This window comes from Amphritea sp. 1_MG-2023 (assembly GCF_030547545.1).
Taxonomy (GTDB): Bacteria; Pseudomonadota; Gammaproteobacteria; order Pseudomonadales; family Balneatricaceae; genus Amphritea.
The window spans coordinates 15,448-34,910 of record NZ_JAUOQE010000039.1 but is presented as its reverse complement, the minus strand read 5'-3'; the positions used below and the strand labels follow the sequence as shown (position 1 = coordinate 34,910).

General features: G+C 48.4%; 19 protein-coding genes. 1 reads left to right on the top strand and 18 read right to left on the bottom strand.

Annotated features, from left to right (window positions below; translation table 11 throughout):
• From Q4488_RS16605 to glnT, 17 genes are all read right to left on the bottom strand, one after another.
• On the bottom strand, positions 1-194 hold a 194-nt coding region (locus Q4488_RS16605; protein ID WP_303581605.1), incomplete at its 3' end, for a hypothetical protein.
• A gap of 792 nt (positions 195-986) precedes the next feature.
• Positions 987-1,415: a hypothetical protein gene (locus Q4488_RS16600; RefSeq protein WP_303581604.1), complete on the bottom strand. Its 429-nt coding sequence runs from the start codon at positions 1,413-1,415 to the stop codon at positions 987-989.
• A gap of 51 nt (positions 1,416-1,466) precedes the next feature.
• Positions 1,467-2,099 carry a 3'-5' exonuclease gene (locus Q4488_RS16595; protein ID WP_303581603.1) on the bottom strand — a complete coding sequence of 211 codons (633 nt, stop codon included), beginning with the start codon at positions 2,097-2,099 and terminating at the stop codon, positions 1,467-1,469.
• Positions 2,100-2,105: 6 nt separating this feature from the next.
• Positions 2,106-2,792 carry a DUF1456 family protein gene (locus Q4488_RS16590; RefSeq protein ID WP_368411590.1) on the bottom strand — a complete coding sequence of 229 codons (687 nt, stop codon included), beginning with the start codon at positions 2,790-2,792 and terminating at the stop codon, positions 2,106-2,108.
• A gap of 92 nt (positions 2,793-2,884) precedes the next feature.
• Positions 2,885-3,829, bottom strand: coding sequence for a glyoxylate/hydroxypyruvate reductase A (locus Q4488_RS16585; protein WP_303581602.1), 945 nt, complete (start codon positions 3,827-3,829; stop codon positions 2,885-2,887).
• A gap of 57 nt (positions 3,830-3,886) precedes the next feature.
• On the bottom strand, positions 3,887-4,132 hold the full coding sequence (locus tag Q4488_RS16580; RefSeq protein ID WP_303581601.1) for a GlsB/YeaQ/YmgE family stress response membrane protein: 246 nt from the start codon (positions 4,130-4,132) through the stop codon (positions 3,887-3,889).
• A gap of 52 nt (positions 4,133-4,184) precedes the next feature.
• Positions 4,185-4,979 (bottom strand): 2-keto-4-pentenoate hydratase, encoded by a 795-nt coding sequence (locus Q4488_RS16575; protein ID WP_303581600.1) that lies wholly within the window; start codon positions 4,977-4,979, stop codon positions 4,185-4,187.
• Between the two features lie 289 nt (positions 4,980-5,268).
• Positions 5,269-5,931, bottom strand: a complete 663-nt coding sequence (locus Q4488_RS16570; RefSeq protein WP_303581599.1) for a sarcosine oxidase subunit gamma — start codon at positions 5,929-5,931, stop codon at positions 5,269-5,271.
• Between the two features lie 2 nt (positions 5,932-5,933).
• Entirely contained in the window at positions 5,934-8,834 is a 2,901-nt protein-coding gene (locus tag Q4488_RS16565; RefSeq protein ID WP_303581598.1) for a 2Fe-2S iron-sulfur cluster-binding protein, read from the bottom strand.
• Complete coding sequence (locus Q4488_RS16560; protein ID WP_303581597.1) at positions 8,831-9,148, bottom strand: sarcosine oxidase subunit delta; 318 nt, start codon at positions 9,146-9,148, stop codon at positions 8,831-8,833. Before Q4488_RS16560 ends, Q4488_RS16565 begins: the two co-directional genes overlap by 4 nt.
• 10 nt (positions 9,149-9,158) lie before the next feature.
• On the bottom strand, positions 9,159-10,403 hold the full coding sequence (locus Q4488_RS16555; protein WP_303581596.1) for an FAD-dependent oxidoreductase: 1,245 nt from the start codon (positions 10,401-10,403) through the stop codon (positions 9,159-9,161).
• 46 nt (positions 10,404-10,449) lie between these two features.
• Positions 10,450-11,313, bottom strand: coding sequence for a bifunctional methylenetetrahydrofolate dehydrogenase/methenyltetrahydrofolate cyclohydrolase FolD (gene folD / locus Q4488_RS16550; protein WP_303581595.1), 864 nt, complete (start codon positions 11,311-11,313; stop codon positions 10,450-10,452).
• A 9-nt stretch (positions 11,314-11,322) separates the two neighbouring features.
• Complete coding sequence (gene purU, locus Q4488_RS16545; protein ID WP_303581594.1) at positions 11,323-12,192, bottom strand: formyltetrahydrofolate deformylase; 870 nt, start codon at positions 12,190-12,192, stop codon at positions 11,323-11,325.
• 119 nt (positions 12,193-12,311) lie between these two features.
• Positions 12,312-13,640, bottom strand: coding sequence for an FMN-binding glutamate synthase family protein (locus Q4488_RS16540; protein WP_303581593.1), 1,329 nt, complete (start codon positions 13,638-13,640; stop codon positions 12,312-12,314).
• Positions 13,641-13,662: 22 nt separating this feature from the next.
• Positions 13,663-14,346: a protein glxC gene (locus Q4488_RS16535; RefSeq protein ID WP_303581592.1), complete on the bottom strand. Its 684-nt coding sequence runs from the start codon at positions 14,344-14,346 to the stop codon at positions 13,663-13,665.
• Entirely contained in the window at positions 14,346-15,263 is a 918-nt protein-coding gene (locus Q4488_RS16530) for a glutamine amidotransferase family protein (protein ID WP_303581591.1), read from the bottom strand. Before Q4488_RS16530 ends, Q4488_RS16535 begins: the two co-directional genes overlap by 1 nt.
• 40 nt (positions 15,264-15,303) lie before the next feature.
• Positions 15,304-16,635 carry a type III glutamate--ammonia ligase gene (gene glnT, locus Q4488_RS16525; RefSeq protein WP_303581590.1) on the bottom strand — a complete coding sequence of 444 codons (1,332 nt, stop codon included), beginning with the start codon at positions 16,633-16,635 and terminating at the stop codon, positions 15,304-15,306.
• A gap of 286 nt (positions 16,636-16,921) precedes the next feature.
• On the opposite strand from glnT, the gene Q4488_RS16520 reads away from it, so the two are divergent.
• Positions 16,922-17,518 carry a helix-turn-helix domain-containing protein gene (locus Q4488_RS16520; protein WP_303581589.1) on the top strand — a complete coding sequence of 199 codons (597 nt, stop codon included), beginning with the start codon at positions 16,922-16,924 and terminating at the stop codon, positions 17,516-17,518.
• Between the two features lie 688 nt (positions 17,519-18,206).
• On the opposite strand, the gene Q4488_RS16515 is transcribed toward Q4488_RS16520, so the two are convergent.
• Positions 18,207-19,460 (bottom strand): ammonium transporter, encoded by a 1,254-nt coding sequence (locus Q4488_RS16515; RefSeq protein ID WP_303581588.1) that lies wholly within the window; start codon positions 19,458-19,460, stop codon positions 18,207-18,209.
• Between the last annotated feature and the right edge of the window lie 3 nt (positions 19,461-19,463).

The window sequence follows — 19,463 nt, the reverse complement described above, 5'->3', positions numbered from 1 at the left end:
TCATCTACTTTGTCAGCCAGCTTGAAAAGGTCCAGACATTTCGCTGCACTGGCTTTCGCGTATCTGGCCATTCTAATAGCCGCAGAGAACATGACGGACTTATTCGCACCTTCCTTAGTCATACCCCAATAGACACGCTCTACGCCATCAATCGCCGCTGCGATGACTGCGTAGAGCATCCGGACTAAAGTCAAACGGATCCTTTGAGTAACCCTCGGCAGAAGAGCGATTCAATACAAAATCGACGTGAATCACCAGCCAAAATGTTAACGCTAAAACGAAGATGATTAGACTGATAGGCGCGACGAAATTATACAATAAATCACCTGAGTACAGATCAGTATAACGGCAGGAAGCCCATAGACCGGCTAAAATAATAACTAATGATTTCATCTTATTTCCTTATAAGAATTAGCTAATTTCAACATGACCGCAATGAGATAGTATTGCAATCAACGATGCTTAAATCGTTTTTCTAAACAAGCGGTTAAAGATAATCATATCGTTGAACAGAGGCTGATAGAGGCATATGACGCCAATTGCCTGAGCCTTCAGCCGCTGCAACTTGAGCGCTAAAGCCTCCCCTTTTAATCGCTATAAGATTCAATGCCATGCAACTAAGTTGACTTGAAAATGTTTCTAAAGCGAGGTATTTACGCACGACCGATCTATCTATTTTCTTGAGAAAAATAGTGTACGGTAACGACATTCGATTGATTAAGGTGAGTAAACATGAATCGGGGACTAGCGTTAATTTAAACATATGCATCCTTGATATGTAGGCAAGATGATTCATCCTGCTAGCTCGTTTACAGTCAGCGTCTTGACCGAGAATGGCTATCGTTCAGCAACTTAGTGATGCCGATGGCTATGATAATGACAAAAAAAACCATGTGTTACAAGATCTATGATCACGAGTTCGGCATGAACTGATTCAATACGACGCCAGCAAAACAAGACAACCACGCTTAACCGGCGTCACAGCATTAATCTGTAACGCCACCTTTAAGGCTCTCAAGTAGCGCCGTTTGAGCGTCGACAGAATGATAACTATCTCCGAGTAGCTCAAACTCAGTAAAAATAATCTCGAGTGCCCTATCGTTGGTCAGTAATAGCACAATGGTATAGTCCTTGGTTTTTTCAATCTCGTAAGCGCCTGATTTAAACCAACTATTAGCCAGTTCTAATTGTTCAAGATAATCTTGACGCGAGACTGCATGGAACTCCAATGGCAGGCTATCACTGCCCTTAAATTGCACCGCCGTATAGCTTTTCGGCACCGACAGAAAGTCTCGCTTAGTCGCGTAGACAACCGTCAGTAATGATTCGCCATTCGGATTATGACTGATAAAAGAGCAATCCGTACCCGGCTCGGTTTCCAAGACAGGCAGCTCTGAAAAACGCTTTAAAATCATAGTATTAATATCCTTTAAGCAATAATAACAGCTCGTCAACGAGCCTCTACATTACGCTAAAATCAGCTCATCAATCAGCCGCTCATGACCACCTTTTTGCAGCCCCTGCAATATTTTTAAGGCGGCATAGGCATCGTTGGCGGCATAGAGTAACTGTGGCTCGCTGAGTGTCGGTAACGCCCAATTAGAGGTAGAAAGCCGCTTAGATTTACTGAACTTTTGCCCAAACTGCACTGCGATCGCCGCTTTCACCCCTAACTGTCGACGATACCCCAACTGTCGATAAACCGCGTCGAGATCCAGTATCGCGCGAATCTCTACACCGAACTTACGCCGGATATGGCTACGATCCGATTGCAAGCCAAATCCCACCTTCACCACCTGAGTCGATTCCAGCACCTCACAGGTGAGCGGATATACTGACTGATCATGCAGTTGAAAGACATACGCCGTATGGGCTGAACATAGCTGTACAACATGAGGCCCTGTCGATTGCTGCTGTTTACGAAAGACCGGTTTAGATTCGGTATCAAAACCAACGAAAGGGCTATTCAACAGATCCTCACGGGCGGCTTGGAGGGCATCAGAACCAACCGGTTGGCAAATATGCCTCAGTGTCACCCCAGTAAAAGGCGGCAACAAAGCGATCTCTTCTCGTGTCGGTGGCAAGCGCTTCTCTTGCATTGTTGCTTAGCTCTTTTTGCTACGTTTAGCTAATGCTTTTGCCCACACAGAATCCGTGTCCGTGGTCGATTGACGCGACGGCTTGGCTGCAGGCTTGGGACTCGCGGGTTTATCAACAACAAACTGAACATCCTTGCCGACGCGTCTGTCTGCCGGTTTACGTACCGGCTTTGCAGAAGTACCGGCAGCGGTAGCAGTTTTACGCTGCGGCTTATCGGTGTTAATCGCGGGTGCTTTCTCACGATACTGCCGCTGCAATCCCGTGAGAAAATTACGTAATACTTGATCTTTACACTCGCGATAGTTTTGATGGCCTTGCTTACGAAACAGTGCGCTCAGTTCATGCTTACTCAGGTTAACACCGGCCAGCTGCAACACATGTAGAATGTCATCTGCGGTAAAGTTGAGTGCTATTTTCAGTTTCCGAAAAATAATATTATTATTCAGTTGTTTTTCGGGTTTAGGCTGCTCACCTTCTTGACGGCCGCGTTTTTCGATAATCAAACCGTTAAGAAATGTCGCCATCTCTTGATCGGTGATACGCACATAATCCGCATCTTCCTCTTTTTTCAGCCAACTGCTCAGTTGCACTCGGGTCACAGGCAGCTCTGCATGACGAAACACAGCAATCATTTTGGTATCACTGAAATCGAGGGTATAGCGGAGACGGCGCAAGATATCGTTATTGGTCACAAAAAAAATCCGGGCAGATAAAGAATAAGGCAGGCACTTTAACATAAATAGCGCCGCTGCATTGCGGATTCTTTAACGATTCTGTCAGCACGTTAATAACCCTGAGATTTATCCACGCTGGGCGGTATCGTAGCCTGTGTTAGATATCGCTGAATATTATCCGCGACAATACGGCTCGCCGTTGTTACGCTGGTCGGCGCGGATATATGCGGTAATACAGTAATGCCTGAATGACGCCATAAAGCAGATGTCTCAGGCAATGGCTCTTGATCGAAGACATCTAACACCGCGTGAGTGAGCTGCCCTTGATCGAGCGCCGCAAGAAGATCCGCCTCAATCAGGGTTGCGCCCCGACCAAAATTGATCAGTGAAGCGCCCGCCTTTAGCTGTTGAAAGAATGCCTGATCCATTAACCCCTGAGTCGACGGCGTGAGTGGTAACAGATTAACGATGATATCCGCCTGGGCGATTAAGTCGATTAACGCTGACTCACCCGCATAGCAAGCGACACCATCTAGGTGTTTCTCTGAACGACTCCAACCCGATACACGAAAACCATTATCAACCAACCGCAAAGCACTTTGCTGCCCCAGCAAACCTAGCCCGAGCACGACAATATGCCGTTCATGCGCGTCACAATAGGGCTGCGGTTGCCACTGAGAGGCACTTTGTTGCTGCCGGTATTGCGGCATACCGCGATGCAGATAGAGGCTCCATGCCAGCACGGCTTCCGCCATTGTCTTCGCTAAATGAGGATCGGTTAAACGTACAATCTCAAAGGGCATATGTGCAAGACTCGCCATCATCCCCTCAACCCCCGCCCACACCGAGTGTACCCACTGTAGATGCGGTAACTGAGCCACATCAGCCGGGGCTGGGTTCGCCACTACCGCCACACTCGCAAGGGCTTTTTCCGCCTCACTGAGCTGAACAAACGGACGAATATCACAGCCGGGTAATAGCTCACCGAGGCTGTCGCACCACTGCTGCACCTCATGCTGCGGGAGTTGATGGACGAAAGGGATAATAGGCCGCATAGATTAATCCTTATACTTCAAAGAACCTGTTTAAATGGTTGATTAATAGCACAGACTTTACTTCAACTTTTTATACGCAAACAAGAGAATAAAGGCTCCCACGGTGGCGGTTGCAATGCTACCAAGGCTTAAGCCATCTAAACGGCCAAGCCCGATAAAACTGCCGATAAAACCACCCACGAAGGCACCGGCAATACCCAATAATGTGGTGATAATAAAGCCACCACCGTCTTTTCCCGGCATAATCCATTTAGCCAGTACGCCTGCAATCAAGCCTAAAATAACCCAGGATAAAATTCCCATTAACACACCTCGTTTGTGTTTATAGCGATATCAAGTTGCTCTTTAGAAAGCATTAGTCTAGCGTAAACTGCAGCCGAATCTCACCCAGACTGCCATAGGTTAAGGTAAAGTCGTGACCCACTCGCGCCTCGATGACTCCCGCATAGGAACTGGTAATCACTTGTTGCCCCGCTTTAATGCCGATACCCTGCTGATTAAGAAAATTCACCAACCACAGCAGCGGCGTTTGAGGCAAACCGCAAGGATGTTGGCCGGCAAACGTTTGAACGCCTGAATCGAGCCACGGCGCCGTCAAGGTAAAATCAATCGTAGCCGCCTGAAAAGCCTCTTCTAGGCCGATCGCTGGGCCTAAAAATAGCCCCTGATTAAACAAACAATCCGCTAAATGATCAATATAGCTAACCGCCTTAGGCTCTATATAGCGGCTCAGAATCAATTCCAATGCGAGCTGAGCACCCCCTAGCGCCGCGATGACTTCATCTTCGCTGTAAGCCGTGGCTCGACAAGGAAGATCTTGCGCAAAACAGAACGCAATTTCCGGTTCGATTTTGCAGTGCCCATCATCGAGTATAATCGGACAAGGTGAATGGCTAACCACACTACCACTAAAAATAGGCGCAACCACCGGTACATTTGTCATTCCGTCCATCGAAATCGGTAGCGCGCATTTCCAGCCAGCCAAAGGATCGCCCTGTTGCGCCATGAGTTCAATCAAGTGCCTCTGAATAGCTAACGCCTCGGCCACCGAATGAGGACGGCAGTTAGCCGCTAAGGGCCCTCTCAGTTGATGATTTAACCGCCGCGCCAACAACGCTTGTGCGGCGCGATGAATATCGGCCTGCTGCATATGCTTTCCTAAAAACGAATGAGATAGATGATTGAAGCGTTTGATTGGCAACGATTTGTACGCCAATAACCAGGCACACTTTACCTGAAAACATAAGCTTAGGCAGTGCTTCAATTAGACAATAATCGTGGGGACGACACTTAAAGCGTCACAGAGGTTAAGGAAGGTGCGAATAAGTCCGTTATGTTCTCTGCGTAATTAACTTATTCGCACCTTCCCTAATTAAAAGTAAAAAAAAACCAGTGACATCGGAGGAGATGTCGACTGGTTTTTGAGGTGATGGAAAAGGTTATTTAATTAAAATATTCTGACCGGCAGGGGCACCGTCAAACTCACCCATCGCATCCAACAAAGCATCCCAAAGGTAACTGGCCGAAGCACTGTCACTGAAAATAGAGAATACATGCTTGTCTGCCATTTGATGATGACAGATCACACCACTAACACGTGCCAGTGATGTCATCACCAAATCACCGGACTTGAAACATGCCTCACTCAGATCGACGGCACAGACTTTCGCCAAAACATCCGCCAGATGATCGCCCGACATCACCATCCAGGCAAAACTGTCGTGACAGTAAACCGGATAGATACCTGGGCCAATCAACTGCTGTTCCAGCGCTGTCAAATCAACCTCTGCACCCGGTAGTGCCAGCAACCAATATTCGTTGTAACCCAGACGCAATACCATCACGCCATCATCGGCAACCGTCAGGCTATTGGGCTGTTCCGGATGCAGCAGACCTGCGGCGATCAACGCCTCGCCTGCCGCAGGGCCGCGCAAACCGAAGCGCGGTAGCACCGATAAATCGGTCAGCCCCATTGCCGAGTGGCTCTGTCCTTTATAGCTCGACACCTGTGCCGCTCCAGCAACCTCGGTAAACTCAGCTTGCTGATGCTGACGATAGATAAAACTACGACTATCAAACGCTTCAGGGGTAATTACGCTCATGATCACATCTCCTGTCTTAAGTTTTCAGGATCATAGAAAGGCAGCTTCACAACATCGGCCATCAGCTCTTGACCATCAACACGAATGCTAATCTTAGCGCCAGGTTTGCTGTCGGCTATGTCTGCAAAAGCCAAACCGATAATCGACTGATTCGCTGAAGAATATTCACACGAGGTCACATTACCAGCGATCTTATCCCCTTTAAGTACCAGATGACCCTCTTCAGGCTTGATACTGCCCGCTGGCAGTGTAAAACCGACCAGCTTACGGGTTTGCGGCTGCGCCATCACAATATCCACTGAACGACAGCCGATAAAGAATGGTTTTTTACGATTCACCGCCCAAGTCAAATCCAGTTCGCCAGGATGACTCATACCATCGGTATCTTGACTGACAATCACATGACCTTTTTCCAGTCGTAACAGTCGTTGAGTTTCTACACCAAATGGCTTGATATCAAACGCCTTACCGGCCTCCATCAGCGCATCCCAAAGGGCTTCACCATAGCGTGTCGGTACATGAATCTCATAACCCAACTCACCGACAAAACCAACTCGCAGCATACGGGCAGGAATACCCGCGACTTCACCCTCACGATAGGCTAAATAAGGGAAGCCTTCTGAGCTAAGATCGACATTTTCTGCCAATTTTTCCAGTACTTTACGAGAATCTGGGCCTGCCAAGTTAACCGCGGCAAACGCCGATGTTACATGCAGAATATCAACGTCCAAGCGCCATTGAGCATTCCACTTGGTCATATCCCGATAGACACGTTCCACACCACTCGTGGTGGCGGTGACATAGAAGTGATCTTCACTGATACGACACGCTACACCATCATCAATCACCACCCCATGCTCATTGGTCAACACCGCATAGCGGGTTTTGCCCACGGGTTGCTTGAGAAAGGCAAAGGTATAGATTCGATTCATAAATTCGGCGGCATCGGGCCCCCGTAATTCAATACCACCCAAGGTACTGACGTCGATCAAACCTACTTTCGAACGTACATGTTCGGCCTCTTCACGGATCCAACGATCCCGCTGAGCCGCATCACCATAATAGGCAGGACGACGCCAGTTACCCGCGGCAATCATTTTTGCACCCAGCTCAAGGTGACGATGATGCATCGCCGTATGTCGACGTGGATCGAAAATACGTCCAGCAATATGCGCCAATTTTTCCGGTGCAAATGGCGGACGCGCGGTGGTGACACCGGTTTGAGTCACGGTACGATCAGTCGACTTCGCAACTAATCGAGCCGTTGGCAAGGCTGAATGACGCCCCTGTGACGGCCCCATACCGACGGTTGAAAACCGCTTAACCAGCTGCACATCGCGATACCCTAGACGGGTCGCATTAACAATATCTTTAGCCTGTAAGTCTTCATCATAATCGACAAAGTCTTTACCTTCTGGATGGCTGAAAATCGGCCAACTAAAGTTTGGCTTCGCCTGACAAACGACCGGCTGCTCGGCTTCATCACTGAGTTTCAGGTTATGCAACGCCCGCAATGCAGCATTCTCACCATCCGCTAGCACGGCATCAAGCGTATGCAAACCATTGACCGAACCGGCAATATGAACACCTTGAGGCAAGCCTGATAATTGAAACTCAGCCAGTTCATCTTTATAGCTCAGCTGTGCACCTGCCTGACAGAGCAACTGATAAGCAGGCATATAACCGGCAGACATACATAACAGATCACAATCTAAGGTCATTCCGGCGGCGCTAACTTCACCTTCACCGACGATGGTTCGGATATCAACACCGGTAATATGTTGGTTACCTTTGCTCGGTAACGCTTCATAAACCGTACTATTCTGAACCACCTTAATGCCTTTTTGCTTCACCTTACCAAGCAATTCAGGCCAAGGGTGTTGCTGACGCAGATCAACAATGGCGGCGACTTCCACACCATTTTCAAGCAGCTCTAGGGCCGTCAGATAACCGTCATCATTACCCGTTAAGACAACCGCTTTTTGACCCGGCTTCACCGCATAATATTTCATCAGTCGGGTGACCGCGCTACACAACATAATGCCGGGTAGATCATTATTGCGGAACACGACATGCTGTTCATAAGCGCCCGAAGCAACGATGCACTCTTTAGCCCGCAATTTGTATAACCGCTTACCTTGAATGAGTGGCAGATAATTATCGGTGAACCAAGCGTTACACACCGTATCGGTCATCACCTCAATGTTGGCGTTAGCGGTCACTTTAGCGATTAACTCGTTACGCAGTTGCGTCGCCTTCACCCCTTCAATATCAAAGCGGTTATAGGTTAACGAGCCGCCCACAAGCGGCATCTCTTCAACCACCAACACTTTAGCGCCGGCATCGGCCGCTTTCAGCGCGGCGCTCAAGCCCGCAGGACCAGAACCGATCACAACCACATCGGTAAACAGATATTTCTTATCGTAATATTCAGGCTCGAAGGTTAGATCAAGCTTACCGAGACCGGCTTTATCACGGATAAAGTTTTCCCATTTATCCCACACACCCATCGGCTTAAAAAAGCTACGGTAATAAAAACCGACCGGCATGAAGCGACCAAAACGGCCTAGATAGGCATCTTTATCTTTAGCTAGGCTACCATTGTAGTTTTGCCCCTCGATCGTCATGCCCTGAGCCACTTTCTCGCGGTCAGCCAGCACATTGGGCTCGCCACCCAACTGCACTAGGGTGTTAGCATCTTGGCCCGCCATCGTTAACGGTGCGCGTGGACGATGATATTTAAATGAACGAGACATCAACCACTGTTGATTAGAGAGCAGCGCACTGGCGATGCTATCGCCTTCAAAACCGCTATACTGCTGCCCTTCAAAGCTGAACGATACAGGCTTAGCCCGATCGATCAGCAACCCCATGGGGGCATTAAGGCGCTTCTCGATGCTCATACTGTCATCTCCTCAGGCAGTCCACTCGCTGCTTTTTCGCTAAACTCAAACCGGCTGGTATAAATTTCAGACGGATCATAGGTCCGTAAAATCTCATCACTGGCGGTATGCCGTTCAGCGATAAACCAATAGCCAGAGGCGGCATGCAACCACCATTCAGTGACAACACCGATCTGGTTATCACTGTAAAAAACGTAGTCAGCCCACTCTTTATCGGTACAGTTATTTGGATCCGGCATTTGCCGAACCTCACCACCGTGGACAAACTCACTGCTATTTCGGGGTCCATTAAGAGGACAATTGATAATTTTCATTGCAGATTCCTCAGTGACTAGCCGCCGTAGCGCCCATCTCATTAACCTGTCGGAACGTATCGAAACGCGACATCGCGAACGGTGCAATGAGTTCCGGTACCTTACCGGTTGCGACCAACTCGGCCATCGTCTTGCCGCAGATGGGTGTTGACTTAAAGCCCCAAGTACCCCACCCAGCATCAAGATAATAGTTATCGACGGGGCTGAGACCCATAATCGGGCTGTAATCGGATGTCATATCGGTGAGGCCAGCCCACTGACGCATTAAGCGCATATTCGCCATGAACGGGAACAACTCCACCGCATGGGCTAACAGGCTCTCTTTTAAATCCATGGTGGAGCGCGTGTTATACAATGGATAAGGGTCAGAACCCCCACCAAACACCAATTCACCGCGGCCCGTCTGCTGTACGTAACAGTGCAACGCTGGTGAGCTCACCAAGGGATCGAGGAACGGTTTAACTGGCTGCGTTACCATCGCTTGCAGCGGGTAGGTGGTAATTGGCATACGAATGCCCGCCATGCCCGCCACGATTGAGCTGTGTCCAGCAACCGCCTGTACCACACAACCACAGCTGACTTTGCCGCGGTTAGTTTGTACACCCGTGACTTTGCCTTTTTCGACATCGACACCGGTCACTTCGGTCAACTGATGTAATTCAACACCTCGTTGAGTCGCGCCTTTGGCATAACCCCAAGCCACCGCATCGTGTCGCGCCGTGGCCCCATCGATATGCCACAAACCAGCCAGCACCGGCTGATCAGCAGGATTCATATTCAGGCTGGGTACTAATTCACGAATTTGTTGTGGATCGATCAGTTCGGTTTTACCGCCAAAATGCTTATTCACTTCGGTACGCTGACGGAAACCTCGAATAGCCGCATCAGTATGCGCGAGTGTCAACTGTCCACGACGTGAATACATGATGTTAAAATCGAATTCGTTGGATAGCCCCTGAAACAGTTTTACCGATTCACTGTAAAACTTAACCCCTTCAGAGGTGAGATAATTAGAGCGGATAACAGCGGTATTACGGGCCGTATTACCGCCGCCTAGATAGCCTTTCTCTAGCACCGCAACGTTAGTAATACCATGATATTTCGCTAGATAATACGCGGTAGCGACGCCGTGCCCCCCCGCACCAATAATCACTACATCGTAGTGTTGCTTCAGTGCTGAGGGGGCTGGCAGGTCCGCATTTTTTTCAAACGGGTAGTCTTTATTCAGACCGTACTTCAGTAATGAGAAAGGCATCAACCTCTCCTCCATTCAATGACACATGTTCTGTTTATCCAAGGGATCAGACAGATACTTGTTGACGCGCTGCCGTCAGCGTATTTTTCATCAGACAAGCAATTGTCATCGGGCCAACACCGCCTGGTACCGGAGAGATCGCGCCAGCGACTTCTTCTGCTTCGTTAAAATCGACATCACCCACTAGGCGTCGTTTACCATCTCTCTCAACCGCATTAATACCTACATCGATCACGGTGGCACCGGGTTTTACCCAGTTACCTTTGATCATCTCTGGGCGACCCACAGCCGCCACTAGGATGTCTGCTTCACGACAGATCGCTTCGATATTTTGGGTGCGGGAGTGCACAATGGTAACGGTACAATTCGCTTGTAGCAGCAGAGCCGCCATAGGCTTGCCGACAATATTTGATCGACCGACGACGACCGCATGTTTACCTGACAAATCACCTAAGGTTTGCTCAAGCATGATCATGCAACCCATCGGCGTGCAGGGAATGAGATCCGCACCGCCGGATGCTAATGCACCAACATTGAGTGGATGAAAACCATCTACATCTTTCTCAGGTGCAATTAAACGGATAATTTCGGGCTCACTGAGTTGCGCAGGAAGCGGTAACTGAACGAGAATCCCATGGACAGACGTATCGTTATTGAGCTGCTCAACCAAAGCATTCAGCTCAGCTTGATCCGTCTCTGCTGGCAAACGGTGCTCGGTGGAATTAAATCCAGCCGCCGTCGCCTGTTTTACTTTATTACGCACATATACCTGACTGGCAGGATCTTCCCCTACCAGAACTACTGCTAAACCGGGTGTAACACCCGATTTAGCAATAAATTCACGGGTATCAAGCGCTAACTGTTCAACCACTGCGGCTGAAATTTTCTTGCCATCGATTAAACGGTTCATGATTAATACCTATTTAAAAACAACTGTTCGGTTACCATCTTGGAAGACACGGTGTTCCGTGTGTAGCTTAACGGCACGAGCCAAAGCAACGGTTTCAGTATCACGACCCACAGCCACCAACGCATCGGCCTTGAAGGTGTGATCGACAGGCTGTACTGATTGCTCAATGATTGGGCCTTCATCCAAGTCGGAGGTCACATAGTGAGCTGTCGCACCGATCAGCTTAACGCCACGCGCATGCGCCTGATGATAAGGTTTAGCCCCTTTAAAGCCGGGTAGGAAAGAATGGTGAATATTGATCGCACGGCCACTCAACTGCTGACACAAGCCATCGCTAAGAATCTGCATGTAACGAGCCAACACAACGAGTTCAGAGCCGGTCTCGTCGACAATATCCATCAACGCAGCTTCTTGCTCTAGCTTATTTTCTTTGGTGACGGGCAGGTAGATAAAGCGAATACCTTCACGCTCAGCCATCGGCCGCAGATCTTTATGGTTGGAGACAATGGCGGTGATCTCCATGTTAATCTCGCCCTTATGCAAACGATAAAGCAGATCATCAAGACAGTGATCAAACTTACTCACCATGATCAACGTCTTCATCGGCGCTTTAACAGACACCATTTCCCAAGTCATATTGAAACTGTCGGCTACTTCTGGAAACTCACTTTTCAGATCACTGATTTGAAAAGCGCCACTTTCAACATGAAAGCGAGCACGCATAAAAAAGTTACCGCTGTTCTCATCATCGAACTGTGCTAACTCGCTGATATAGCAGCCACGCTCAGCTAGAAAAGAGGTTACTTTTGCGACAATGCCGCTACCCGCGACACAACTGGCTCTTAATACAATCTCATTATCGGCTTCGTGTTTACTCATAATGGCAGACTCCATTGTCTCCGTTAGGTTATATTTAAGATAAGTGGCTTGCCCTCACGAAATACTCATGCATTTCGCGAGGCTTCCATGGGTCGTTAAGTAGGTTGAGTTCTACGGTTTTAGAATCCTTTACCTGGGATCCAGCTAGTGCCCGCTAACGGCACATTGGCCATCGCGGCAGATTCAACCGTTAAGGCGACCAAGTCTTCTGGCTCCAAGTTACGCAGATCGTTCTTACCACAGGCACGCGCCAAGGTCTGAGCTTCTAGGGTCAGCACGTTAAGGTAGTTCGCCAAGTGACGACCGGCCGTAACAGGATCAAGACGTTTCATTAGTTCAGGATCTTGCGTTGAGATGCCCGCTGGATCTTTACCTTCGTGATAATCATCGTAAAAGCCTGCTGCAGAACCGATTTTCTTAAACTCTTCTTCGTACATTGGGTGGTTACAGCCCAGTGCAACCAGAGCAGCGGTACCAATAGCAACGGCATCCGCGCCCAGCGCCATACATTTAGCGACATCAGCACCGTTACGGATACCACCCGAAACAATCAGCTGAACCTTACGATGCATGCCCATTTCTTGCAGTGCACGTACCGCTTGAGGAATCGCCGCCAGCGTAGGAATACCCACGTGCTCAATAAAGACTTCTTGAGTCGCCGCAGTACCACCTTGCATACCATCGACCACGATAACATCAGCGCCTGCTTTCACCGCTAGTTTGACATCGTAATAAGTACGGGTTGCACCCACTTTAATATAAATGGGTACCTGCCAATCAGTGATCTCACGCAGTTCCTGAATTTTGATCGCCAAATCATCAGGACCGGTCCAATCAGGGTGACGACAAGCTGAACGCTGATCCACGCCCATCGGCAATGTGCGCATTTTCGCGACACGATCAGTAATCTTCTGACCCAACAGCATACCGCCGCCGCCAGGTTTAGCACCTTGACCCAGTACCACTTCAATCGCATCGGCTTTACGCAGATCATCAGGGTTCATACCGTAGCGAGATGGCAGGTACTGATACACCAGTTTGCTTGACTGACCACGTTCTTCCGGTGTCATACCACCATCACCCGTTGTCGTTGATGTCCCCATTAACGAGGCACCACGACCCAGCGCTTCTTTAGCATTCGCCGACAGTGCACCGAAGCTCATACCCGCAATCGTAACCGGAATATCCAGTACGATTGGCTTTTTGGCATACCGAGTTCCCAGTGTTACCGAGGTATTACATTTTTCACGGTAACCTTCCAATGGGTAGCGAGACATACTCGCGCCCAGGAATAACAGGTCATCAAAATGTGGCAGCTTACGCTTAGCACCGAAACCACGAATATCATAGATACCGGTTTCAGCAGCACGGCGGATTTCGGTCATAGTGGTGCGGTCAAACGTTGCAGACTCGCGCAGACCTGGTTTTACTTTAATATCGTCACTCATCGTCTTATCCTCGAAATCAGCCTTAGTAAGCGGAAGTGTTATCCACTTTAAAGTTGTATAACTGGCGGGCAGTGCCATAACGCTTAAATGCAGTCGCTTGTTCATCAACGCCAGCACGGTTCAGCAGTTCTGTCAGCTCTTCTATATGTTCTTCGCGCATCTCTTTAGCGATACAATCGGCACCCAGAGACTTCACTTCACCCTTAACATAGATATGCGTCTCGTACAGAGAATCACCTAGCGCATCGCCGGCATCACCACAGACAACCAGTGAACCCGCTTGACCCATGAAGCAGCTCATATGGCCAACGCTACCCTTAACCACAATATCCACGCCTTTCATCGAAATACCGCAACGCGCACCGGCATCGCCTTCGATAACCAGTAGACCACCGTGAGCCGTTGCACCGGCTGCCTGAGATGCGTTGCCTTTAACACGTACCGTGCCTGACATCATATTCTCAGCGACACCCTGACCCGCATTACCGTGAATCGTGATGTGTGCTTTCTTATTCATACCGGCACAGAAATAACCGGTTGGCCCCTTAATATCGACAGAAATATTCTGATCCAGACCACACGCAATGTTATGCTGCCCTTTTGGCTCTAGTACTTCCCATTCACGTTCGGTGCACTCAACCGTTTGATCATGCAGCGCCTGATTCAGATCGCGAACAGTGCTTTCAGTTAAATTAATCGTTTTCATTACTTCACTCCCTCATCGCTGCTGCGTTCCCAGACATAAATAGTAGCGGGCTCTGGTTCCCAAATTTTGGCATTTTCAATTCCAGGCAAAGTCGTCAATGCTTGGTATTCAGAGGCCATCGCAACGTAATCATCAGTTTCGGCCATCACGGCAGGCTTACAGGCGATAGGATCACGCATCACCGCGAAGCCATCCCGAGTACCGACGGTAAAGGTGAAGAAGCCATCCAAATCTTTCAGTGAATTGGTCAACGCTTCATTCAGGCTATCGCCTTGCTGTAGACGCCATGTCAGATAACCGGCCGCCACTTCAGAATCGTTTTCTGTCTCGAAGACGATGCCTTCACGCTCTAGCTCTGTACGCAGACGGTTATGGTTAGACAAAGAACCGTTATGCACTAAGCACAGATCCATACCGGTTGAGAACGGATGACTACCTTCCATTGTCACGGCAGACTCTGTCGCCATTCGGGTGTGACCAATAATGTGACTACCCTTCATACCGCTGAGGTTGAACGTTTTAGCGATGTTTTCTGGCAGACCGACTTCTTTCAAAATCTCAATCGACTGACCGGCACTCAAAATCAACACTTCAGGTGCATTTTCACTGATAAAGGCTTCGGCAATAACGTCCGTTGTCTGAATCTTAAAGATCGCAACTTTACTGTTTTTAAACCACTCAACACCGACATTCAGCTCAGTTTTTAACTTACCCGCAAGGCCTGCCCAGTCATAATCTTCATTGGCATGACGCAAGGTTAATTTGATGCTGCCCTCAGGCACTTCATCACCATAGATAGCAAAACCAGCACTATCAGGGCCACGATCGGTCATCGCAATCAGCATCGGTTCAAATAATTCACCTAGCTGACTTTCCAGAGCCTTGTTTTTCAAATAAAGGCCAACAATTCCACACATAACTATGTCCTCTTAAATCGACAATGTAAGCCTTCTAGGCTCAGAAGAATTCTGCGTAACGGTTAACTTCCCAATCGGACACATGCCGACTGTAATCAATCCATTCTTCGCGTTTCGTTTTAATAAATTCGGCGACGATTTCGTTGCCCAAGCGTTCCATCAGGACCTTATCCGCTTCAAGTTCATTGATCGCTTCATTCAGGCTCTGCGGTAAAATTTCGATACCTTTATCCAGACGTTCTTGCTCTGTCATGGTATACAGGTTGATGTTTTCTGGCTCACCAGGCTCTAGCTCACGCTCGATACCGTCTAAGCCTGCAGCGATAATCGCAGCATGCACCAAGTACGGGTTACAACCAGAATCCGGCAGACGGAATTCAAGACGACCATAAGGCACACGAATCATCGCGGTACGGTTATTGTCACCATAAGCAATATAGGCAGGCGCCCAAGTCGCACCGGATGCAGAGCCACCAACAACGAGGCGCTTATAGGAGTTAACTGTCGGAGCAGCAAATGCACACAGCGCTTTAGCATGATGCAGCAGACCCGCAGTGAAGTGATAAGCCATCTTCGATAAACCCATGCCGTTGACATCGCTATCATCGCCGAACAAGTTACGTCCGTCTTCATCAGTAATCGAGAGATGGAAGTGCATACCGTTACCGGTACGATCCGAAGCAGGCTTAGGCATAAAAGAACACACCATACCCATTTCGTTAGCAATTTCACCTGCAGCCATACGCACAAAGGTAAAGCGATCGGCTGATTCAAGGGCATCGCCGTAGGTATAGTTGATCTCAAACTGACCATTAGCATCTTCGTGATCGATCTGATAAACATCGAAATCAACCGCTTGCAGTGATTCAACTAGCTTTTCTAAGAATGCGCGTGAACGTGACAGACCCTTATAGTCATAACAAGGCTTATCTAACACATCGGTTTCATCAACGGTAATCAAGCCACCATTGCTGTCACGACTAAACAGATAGAACTCAGGCTCCAGTCCTGTATTCAGCGTCCAACCTTTATCTTCCAACAGTTTCAACTGACGCTTCAGAACGACACGGCTATCATAAGGATGGGGTTCACCATTGACATAACCCTCACAAACAAGACGCGCATAGCCTGGCTGCCAAGGTACAGTAGACAGCGTACTCAGATCACCACGAGCCATAAAGTCAGGCCCATGCGGCTCCATACCCATACCACTGACGGCAAAACCAGCAAATCCAGCACCCTTCTCAACAACGTCCATCAGACAGTTTGCTGGTACCGATTTAGTTTTTGCAACACCGTGAATATCGACAAACTGAGCCAGCACGTACTTAATGTCATTATCCGCAATAAACTTCTCTGAATCCTGTGGCATGATAGCCCTCCGTTTGATGCTATGGCCGATCTCAGTAGAGTACAGCCTAAAATATTTCTTGTCAGTAAACTTTTATGCTTAATAAGAAAGCAACTGCTGTGCCAAAAAACCACTGATTAAGAATATTATTTTACTGTCAGGATAACTTGTTGATTTTAAATGAAAATAAAACATTCTAGTAAAAAAAAATTCTTTGTGGGAATATATGGGTAACAAAAAAAGACTCAGGCCGCATGGATAAGCGCACCAAGCTAGTTCATGGCGCCCCAAAAAAGGGCAACTAATAATGATAAGCACCAAAGATCAGAAGTTCGAACTTGATCACTACATTGGAATGAAAGTTAAAAAAGCCAGACTCGATGAAGGCTTGAAAATTACCGATGTCGCACGTATCTCTGGCATTAGCCAAGGCATGGTCAGTAAAATTGAAAATGCTCAGGTTTCCACTAGCCTAGAAACCTTAAGTCGACTCTGTTCCGCACTGGGCTTGCCTATCTCAAAGCTATTTAACGACTTTGATCGACCGGAAGGGGGAGCACAGTTCACCAAATCCGGTAAAGGACTGGAAGTTGTTCGCAGAGGCACTGAAAAGGGTCACACTTATCAGTTATTAACCTATCAGCGTGGCGGCAAAAAAATCTTCGAGCCTTTTTTAGTCTCTATGGATGATTTATCGGAAGTTTTTCCAACCTTTTCCCACCCCGGCGAAGAGTTTCTGCACCTCCTGAGCGGCAAACTGATTTACCGCCATGGTAATCACTTATATGAGATGGAGCCCGGTGACAGCCTCACCTTTGATGCCGAAATCCCTCACGGCCCAGAAACCCTATTAGAAGCCCCCATTAAGTTACTCTCTATCATTCACTATGAAGATCATGCGTAAGCGCTTATCTCCAATCTCCCTCGCATGATCGGGATTGACGACCTAGCGATAACAAGCCGCAACGTCGCCGCATAAGCTATTCGGCTTATCGGCGACACCCTATTAGCTAAAGCGATCCCCTACTCGGCAGATTAACCCGGCATTCATTTCATCAGCGCGACACTTTTTTGTTCACTGAATGTGACACTAACGGCTGCCGCTGATACGCCTATACTCACCAAGATTAAGGTGTTTTTGATATGGCAAATCAAGCGTTGATCGAGTGAAGCCACTAGCAGATAGCCATTTTTTTTCGCAGAGTCACCGGCCTACTGACATGACTAACATCATGAACGGTCAGCGTTCAAGCGATCATCGAGAGCGAAATGGATCAAGGGATGATCAACTGCCAGAACAAACACAGCAGAAAAGATGGCTCACAAGCTTTCGGCGACTAACGATAGCGTTCCGGCGTTAACGATTGAGCCTATCAATTCGGCTTATCTTTCGCTGACGTCCTGAACAGATTAACGGTATGAGGCATTTAAGCCATAGGGGGTCAAACGCGGTTAACAGCGGTGTTGATAACACTCTGTTAGCTAAGCGCTATTAATCTGAAGACAAAAAAAACCACCTAACTAAGCTAAGCTAGATGGTTTCTTAAATGCATGTATTAACCGCCGGAGACAGATCCGACGGGCTTATTTAATTATTTACCTGAGGTAAATTCTGGGTAAGCTTCCATACCACATTCATGCACATCCATACCTTCCATCTCTTCTTCATCACTCGCACGCAGGCCGATGGTAGCTTTGATAATCAGCAAGACAATGAAAGAGGCAGCAAACATCCAAGCAAAGGTAACCACGGTGCCGATCAACTGTCCCATAAAGGTTGCATCGGAGTTGGTAATCAATACCGCGAAGATACCCCAGATACCGGCTGCACCGTGTACAGAGATTGCACCGACTGGATCATCCAGTTTGAGTTTATCTAATGCCAATACTGATAACACCACAACTAAACCGCCCACACCACCAATCAGTGAAGCCGTACCGGCCTCTGGCGCCAATGGCTCAGCCGTAATTGCCACGAGACCGGCTAGCGCACCATTAATTGTCATCGTAAGATCGGTTTTACCAAACAGCGCTCGAGCAAACAGCGCCGCAACGACCATACCTGCCGCGGCAGCCGCATTGGTATTAACGAAGATCTTTGCAACCGCATTCGCTTCTTCAACGTTGGCAATTTTCAGTTCAGAACCACCATTGAAACCGAACCAACCCATCCACAGGATAAACATACCTAAGGTTGCCATCGGCAAGTTAGCACCCGGAATTGCGCGGACTTCACCGTTGGGTCCATAACGTCCTTTACGTGGACCGACCAAAATAACCGCAGCCAACGCGGCAGCAGCACCGGCCATATGTACAACAACTGAACCCGCAAAATCTTGGAAACCCAGCTCATCAAGGAAACCGCCACCCCACTTCCAGTAACCTTCAACTGGGTAGATAACAGATACCATCACCACCGCAAAGATCAGAAATGGCCAGAGACGCATCCGTTCAGCCACCGCACCCGAGACGATAGACATCGTTGCTGCCGCAAACACAGCCTGGAAGATAAAGTCAGCCATACTGGAGTAATACGGCGCGTCATCACCGCCAGCAACCACAGACTCAGTGCTGTTGTCGCCACCCAGCAGGAAATCTAACCCAGGAATAACTGAACTAACTGGGTTAGCAGGATACATAATATTGTAACCTACCAATAAATACGCCACGCAAGCGATACCATATAGCAGCGCATTTTTATTCAGTATCTCTACTGTATTCTTACTACGCACCAGACCCGCTTCGAGCATAGCAAAGCCCGCCGCCATCCACATGACGAGCACGGTACACATTAAAAAATAAAATGTGTCGAGCGCGTATGATAATTCAATTGTTAGATTACTCATCTA